Origin of the sequence: Catenibacterium sp. co_0103 (assembly GCF_004168205.1) — a bacterium.
Classification (GTDB): domain Bacteria; phylum Bacillota_I; class Bacilli_A; order Erysipelotrichales; family Coprobacillaceae; genus Catenibacterium; species Catenibacterium mitsuoka_A.
This window is the reverse complement of record NZ_RCYB01000095.1, coordinates 1-7,066: the sequence shown is the minus strand read 5'-3', so window position 1 is coordinate 7,066 and position 7,066 is coordinate 1. Positions and strand designations below refer to the sequence as shown.

General features: G+C 33.5%; 7 protein-coding genes. All 7 read right to left on the bottom strand.

What is annotated here, in order from left to right; genetic code table 11:
• Positions 1-115: 115 nt before the first annotated feature.
• Positions 116-1,024 (bottom strand): DNA recombination protein RmuC, encoded by a 909-nt coding sequence (gene rmuC / locus EAI80_RS11075; protein ID WP_129982070.1) that lies wholly within the window; start codon positions 1,022-1,024, stop codon positions 116-118.
• A 1-nt stretch (position 1,025) separates the two neighbouring features.
• Positions 1,026-2,288, bottom strand: coding sequence for a 23S rRNA (uracil(1939)-C(5))-methyltransferase RlmD (gene rlmD, locus EAI80_RS11070; protein WP_275055627.1), 1,263 nt, complete (start codon positions 2,286-2,288; stop codon positions 1,026-1,028).
• 17 nt (positions 2,289-2,305) lie between these two features.
• The gene (locus EAI80_RS11065; RefSeq protein ID WP_238634584.1) at positions 2,306-3,364 is read right to left on the bottom strand and encodes a YhjD/YihY/BrkB family envelope integrity protein; all 1,059 of its coding nucleotides are present in this window, start codon (positions 3,362-3,364) and stop codon (positions 2,306-2,308) included.
• A gap of 29 nt (positions 3,365-3,393) precedes the next feature.
• Positions 3,394-4,677, bottom strand: a complete 1,284-nt coding sequence (locus EAI80_RS11060; protein WP_129982068.1) for a hemolysin family protein — start codon at positions 4,675-4,677, stop codon at positions 3,394-3,396.
• Between the two features lie 152 nt (positions 4,678-4,829).
• Positions 4,830-5,981, bottom strand: coding sequence for a lactaldehyde reductase (gene fucO / locus EAI80_RS11055; protein WP_129982072.1), 1,152 nt, complete (start codon positions 5,979-5,981; stop codon positions 4,830-4,832).
• Between the two features lie 192 nt (positions 5,982-6,173).
• On the bottom strand, positions 6,174-6,407 hold the full coding sequence (locus EAI80_RS11050; RefSeq protein WP_129982066.1) for a hypothetical protein: 234 nt from the start codon (positions 6,405-6,407) through the stop codon (positions 6,174-6,176).
• Positions 6,408-6,473: 66 nt separating this feature from the next.
• Positions 6,474-6,890, bottom strand: coding sequence for a hypothetical protein (locus EAI80_RS11045; protein WP_129982064.1), 417 nt, complete (start codon positions 6,888-6,890; stop codon positions 6,474-6,476).
• Between the last annotated feature and the right edge of the window lie 176 nt (positions 6,891-7,066).

Here is a 7,066-nt window from a genome sequence, read left to right as displayed (position 1 = left end):
GACTGCCCTTTACAAGTGGAAACCCCCAAATATTTAAAGCGAGTTTTTTATTGACCCCCCTTAAAAATTAAAGGTTCTTTATTTCCCCTCCTTTTTACGTAAAAAAAGAAGAGGATTACTCCTCTTCTATTGCACCATCATAGGCTTGATTGATTGTTTTACTGATCTTATCTTTAGATATTGCGAGATCCTTAAGACTCTTTTCAAGAGTACCTAAGTTCTTCATGACTCTGTCATAACGTTCATCTAAACGATTCGTATCTTCTTTAAGTTTAATAATACGTTGTTCTATTTCTTTAATATTCTCAGAACGATTAAAATCCTTAGTAATATTAATAAGTGTAAAGATAACCCCCATAAGTGTAGAAGGAGATGTCATTAAGACCTTCTTATTATGTGCATAATCATATAAATCAGCACATTCATCACATAAATAGAGATAGATGGCTTCACTTGGAATAAACATTACTGCCTCTTCCAATGTTTCCTCGGAAATATATTTATTAGAAATATCATCTATATGCTTCTTTACATTCTTTTTGAATTCATTGTGGTAACTAACATCCTTAGGATTATCTACTATCTTCAAATAGTTCTCCATAGGAAACTTAGAATCAATAATGAGTACTTTAGTATTACCTGGTAAATGTAAAGCTGCATCCCCTATTTTTCCATTACTTAAATGATATTGTGATTCAAAGATATGTGAATTATCACCACAATAAAGAGATAGGATATGATAGAGCTGATATTCTCCAAATGTCCCTCTCTTTTTTGTATTGGTCATAATCACATTAATATCATGCATATCATTGATCATCTGATTTATTTTTGTATCTGATCTACCTAGTGATGTACTCGCATCATTTAACATCGTAATAATAGAATTATATTGTCTATCAAGAGATGAACTATTCGCTTCTGTCTGAACCATCTTCTCGTGAAGTTTCATCTGTGTTGTATAGAGAAGATAAATAACAACAACCAATAGTACAATACAAATAATACTTAATACAATTTCCATATTACTTACGCTTTAAATCTACAATAATTTCTAAGCGAGGTGTATGAGGTTCTTTATCTAAAGAGATAATAGTATTCACATCATACATTTCTTCTAACTGATGTAATGTTTTAGCGAGAGTACTCATGTTATCAGATACAATAATTAAGTGTTTAATACCTGATAAAGTAATAGACTTTAGTAAATCTTCAGTCATGCCATCAACAGTTTCATTGATGATTAATGCATCATAGCTATGATTCTTTAAATGATGTGCTGCCTGATCATTAACATGACCTGCAACAAATAACTTATTGTCTAATTCTAATCTCTTTGCGTTTTCAGTGGCATCATGGATGCTTACCTTATTGTCATCAATTGCGACAACTTTGTTTTCAAGCTGTAATTCCATAATTCCTGAACCACAACCCATAGATAATACTTCTTCCTTCTTATCTAATAAAGAAGCAATCTGTCTTGTCTTTTCATCATCCATTTCTGGGTTAAGGATCATATCAGAACGTACTGAAATCTTGAAATCCTTATACTGTGCATGTGTCTGACCATAGATTCTCTTGAATCCCTGTTCATAGAAATCCTGATAACGAGATGTATTTACTGTATAATATAATGCAGTCACTTCATCCAATGCGGCGATTTCTTTAGTCACAGTCTGGCTGATACCATCCTGTCCAGTAACGAATGCTACCTGCATTTCTTCACCAATCTGTCTAACAATTAAGAATCTTAAGCCCTTCTTGAACTTATCATTATAATCACGACAGTTATTTGCATTAAGAATATCTTCAATCTTTACTAGTAAAGAATTGATTTTCTGTGTCTGAAGAGGACAATGATCCATTAAAGTAAGGAACTTTGTTTCACGCTGGTAAACGCCCACAAATAACTTTCCACTGAAGTAAGTAATTGGGAAAGCAACGATATGACGATAATGTTCTGGCTCTTTCATTCCTACAACAGGCTTGATATCCAAGTCTTTTACAGATAAATCTGTATATTTATGAAGTGTTTCTTTTAATAATTCACGTTTATGAACTAATTGATCAGCATAATTCATATGCTTTAAAGCACATCCCATACACTGATTGTACTGATCACATTCAGGATCCTTTCTTGCTGATGAAGGCTTCTTATATGCAGTCACATGACCTAACATATAAGTCTGTGTCTTCTTATCAATTTCTACTTCAACCATTTCTAATGGTAAAGCATTCTGTACGAAGATAACCTTCTTCTTAATATAACCAATACCTTCACCATTAATACCAAGCTTCTTGATGTTTATTTCTTCTCTTTCTTTTCTTGGTTTTGATGAAAATCTTCTTGGTTTTGAATCAAATTCTCTTGCTGGTTTCTTATCGAAGTCTTCTCTTGGTTTTCTGTCAAAATCTCTTCTTGGCTTTCTGTCAAAGTCTTTTCTTGGCCCTCTATTTTCTTTCTTATAGCCTTTGTCAGACCCCTTGTTAAAGCCTTTGCGGCTATCCTTTCTAGGTTTTCTGTCGCTGTTAAAGCTTTTTCTTCTTGGTTTACTCTTTCCAAAATCTTCTCTTGCCATTTTGCGTTGTTCCTCCTCAAGTATGCAATATGAGTTAAATACATTCCTACATAGAAAATCTCACTTGCCCAATCAAATACAAATAAGATAACACAGATTGAGGTAAGTGGTCCATATAAAGATGTAAAATCTGCATATTTAAAATAATAGTTTAATGCAATATATAAAATCACTATCCCACCAGAAGTTATAAAGGCTCCCTGAAGGGCTTCATGATATGTGATACGTTCTCTTGGGACTATCATATAGATAGCCATAAAAAATAGGACCATAATAAGAAATAATAGGACAAAGCGCATAAATGCAATCCCATATAAAAAATGAAATGCTTTAGATATAGGTCCTGTTGCAAGTAATACAATAGAAATCAATAATATACCAAGTAACAGCATTGTCACCTTAAAGACATAGACATACCAGGCAATCACCGATTCACTTCTTTCTTCTAACGCAAACATCTTCTTAGAAATATCATAGATATTTCCTACACCTCTAGACACAGCATAAAAAGACCAGATAAACACTAATACAGAGACTGTATTTAAAGAACTGCCCTTTAATGTATCAATCAACATCGCTGCATAAGCCGGCTGTATAAACTCTTTAATAGCCATCTCTAGAATATCTACACTTATATGCAAAGAAGATGTTACAACTGCAATAATAGTCATAGTAGGGATCAACAGGATGATAAGATAAAATGATAAAGCAGCACCAGAGAAGCTTGGCACATAATAACGATAGTCATCATATATAGCCATTGCTTTATTATATATATCTTTCATGACTGCTCACCTCCAAAAGAAAAAACACTTTAATCGTGTTTTTCTTCATTTTCTTTTTGACTTTCCTCTTCTGGAATAATAAGTCTCAATAATTCAATTCTGTTTTTATCAATCTTTTCAATAATAAACATACAGTCATCTACATAAACCTTCTGATGAGGGTTCGGTGAACCATTCACCTGACCTAAGACAAGACCACCAATAGATTCAAATTCTTCAGAAGCGAATTCTGTACCACAACGGTCATTGACTTCATCTATGTTTAAACTGCCGTCTACTAAATAGACATTCTTAGAGATTTTCTTTACTTCTTCACTATTGTCATCATATTCATCATCGATTTCACCAACGATTTCTTCAACAATATCTTCTAATGTCACAATACCAGCCATAACACCATATTCATCTAACACAACTGATAAAGAGACATGCTCTTTACGCATAGAAGCAAAAACATCTGAAATATGATTAAATTCATAAACGAAATAAGCATCTCGCATATAATCCTTTACCTGGAAATGTTCATGATCAACAGGTTTCATTAAGATATCCTTGATATGTAATACACCAACAATCTCATCACCTTCTTCTGAAAGAACAGGTAAACGAGAATACTGTGATTCCTGTAATACAGCAACCACTTCATCATAAGTCGCATCATAATCAACTGTAGCCACATGAATACGTGGTGTCATGATTTCTTTAATATCAGTATCACCAAAATCAAAGATATTATGCATCATTTCTTTTTCTTCATCTTCTAATACACCTTCTTCATGAGACACGTTTACAATTGTTTTTAAGTCTTCTTCAGAAAGTGTAGGTTGTGGATCAATATTACCACCTAATATATGAATTAAGCCATGAGACACTGCAGTTAAGATAACAACAACTGGTGTAAATATAAAATTTATAAATTGAATAAAGCGACAGAATCTATAACATAATGCTTCTGCTTTACTAACAGCTAAAGTCTTTGGTGTAATTTCACCAAAAATAAGAATCATTAACGTAACAAACCCTGTTGCAATCGCAACACCTATTCCTTCATTACCAAATACACTAATTACAAATGATGTAGTTAATGAAGAAGCTAAAATGTTGACAAGGTTATTGCCTACTAGAATTGTACTTAACAAATGATCTGTATCTTCTAGAAGCTGAGACACAATTAAAGCTTTTGCATGATGAGGATCTTCTTCATCCTCACTTACAGTCTTTACTCTAATCTTAGAAACAGACATAAATGCAGTTTCTGCACTAGAAAATAAGCCTGACAATCCTATCAATATAATAAAAATAACAACCATCATTATCTGACTCGAGTCCACGACACTATCATACTCCTTTAATATCCTTATAGAGTGCTATATACAAAAGCACAAGTCTATTATACATTTTTTATAAGAAACATCAATAAAAATCAAAAAGGGAGGAACAAATGTTCCTCCAAGATTAATGATTATTATTTAAGTAATGATCTATATAATGCTTCAATATCTTCTACTGAAGTATCTCTTGGGTTACCTGGACGGCAAGCATCAGCATATGCATCCTTAGCTAACTGAGGAATATCTTCTTCCTTAACAACACCCTTAAGAGTCATTTCGATACCAACATCTTCACCTAACTTCTTAACAGCATCTACAGCAGCTTTACGGTATTCTTCCTGAGTCATACCATCAACACCTTCAACACCCATTGCTTTTGCGATATCTTTATACTTTTCACCAGTATATTCAGCATTGTATTCCATAGTTGTTGGAAGTAAGATTGCACAAGCTTTACCATGAGGCATATCATAGTAAGCACTTAATGTATGAGCCATAGAATGGTCAACACCTAAACCTACGTTAGAGAATCCCATACCAGCAACATACTGACCTAAAGCCATACCTTCACGTCCTTCAGCAGTGTTTTCAACAGCACCTCTTAATGAACGAGCGATGATTTCGATAGCTTTAATATGGAACATATCTGAAAGTTCCCAAGCACCTTTAGTAATATAACCTTCAATAGCATGAGTTAAAGCATCCATACCTGTAGCAGCAGTTAATCCTTTTGGCATTGAAGACATCATTTCTGGGTCAACAACAGCAACTACTGGAATATCATGATTATCTACACATACGAATTTACGTTTCTTTTCAACATCAGTGATTACATAGTTGATTGTAACTTCAGCAGCAGTACCTGCAGTAGTAGGAACAGCGATGATTGGAGCACAAGGATTCTTAGTTGGTGCAACACCTTCTAATGAACGTACATCAGCAAATTCAGGGTTTGTAATGATGATACCGATTGCTTTAGATGTATCCATTGAAGATCCACCACCGATAGCTACGATACAGTCAGCGCCTGCTTCTTTGAATGCAGCAACACCAGTCTGTACGTTTTCAATAGTTGGGTTTGGTTTAATGTTGCTGTAAAGAACATATTCAATACAAGCTTCATCTAATAAATCAGTTACTTTCTTAGTAACACCAAACTTTACTAAATCAGGGTCAGAAGCAACAAATACTTTCTTAAATCCTCTTGCTTTAATTTCTTCAGGAACAGCTTTAATAGCACCTGCTCCATGATAACTTGTTTCATTTAACATGAACTTATACATGATTATCGATCTCCTTTTAATTAACTTTTCTGACTTCATGTTAACATTGTAAGTGTTATCATTCAAGTGACAGATAAGTGCATTTGTCACTTTGTGAATAAATTTACATAAAAAAAGACAACTGATTCTCATTTCTCAATTGTCTTTTCTTTCCCATAATAGTCAATTTTACTTACGCTTACTTTAATTGACAGATTATTCAGTGATTCTCTTTTTTGTAGTTAATACAACTGCTGCTAGAGCACTTACTAATAATAATGAAGCATATAATGCAACATTCATAGTATCACCAGTCTTTAGTGCTTCTTTCTTAGTAGTTGTAGTTGTTGTACCTTTGTTTCCTGCAGGTTTTGTAGATGTAGTAGGCTTAGCTGGTGTAGTAGGAGTTACAGTTGGTGTTGGAGCCTTTACTGAAGTTTCTACATACATAAACTTATATTTAACCTGACCGTTTAATTCGAATGCAAAGTCAAATTCAATTTTAGAATACTTTGTTCAATCTACTGAAATCTGGTTTGTAAAAGTATCATCCCAAGTGTTCGCATTTTTTAATGCATCGTTAGTAAATGTGACCTTACCTTTACCTTCTTCATTTACTTCTACCTGAGATGGAACACTGATAATAGGCATTGCTGCGTCATCTGCGCCATAAACATACATTTCCTGAGGATAAACTGCTCCACCTTTAGCATCTACTTCAAAGACAATATCACTATCACCTGTCCATTTAGGTGTAGTTAAAGTGATTTCTGGTTCATAAGCTGCAGGTGTAGTTTCAGGTGTAGTTGTAGTTTCAGTTACAGCTGGAGTTTCTCCAGTTACTACTGCATCTTCTGCAAATACTGCTGTAGTAGATAATGCTGATACTGATAAAGCACAAGCGACTAACATAGTCATTAATTTCTTGTTCATAATCGTTTTCTCCTTATTTGATTTATCCCAAAAAGAAATCTTTTTAACTTTTCTAATAATGTGAAAAAGTCATAGAATATTTAAGAAAAATAAATAGTCTGCTAAGGATAAAATAAAAATGTAGGTAAAAGACAACATAAGAATGTTGGAAAACCTACATAATTATTTTGTCCTTT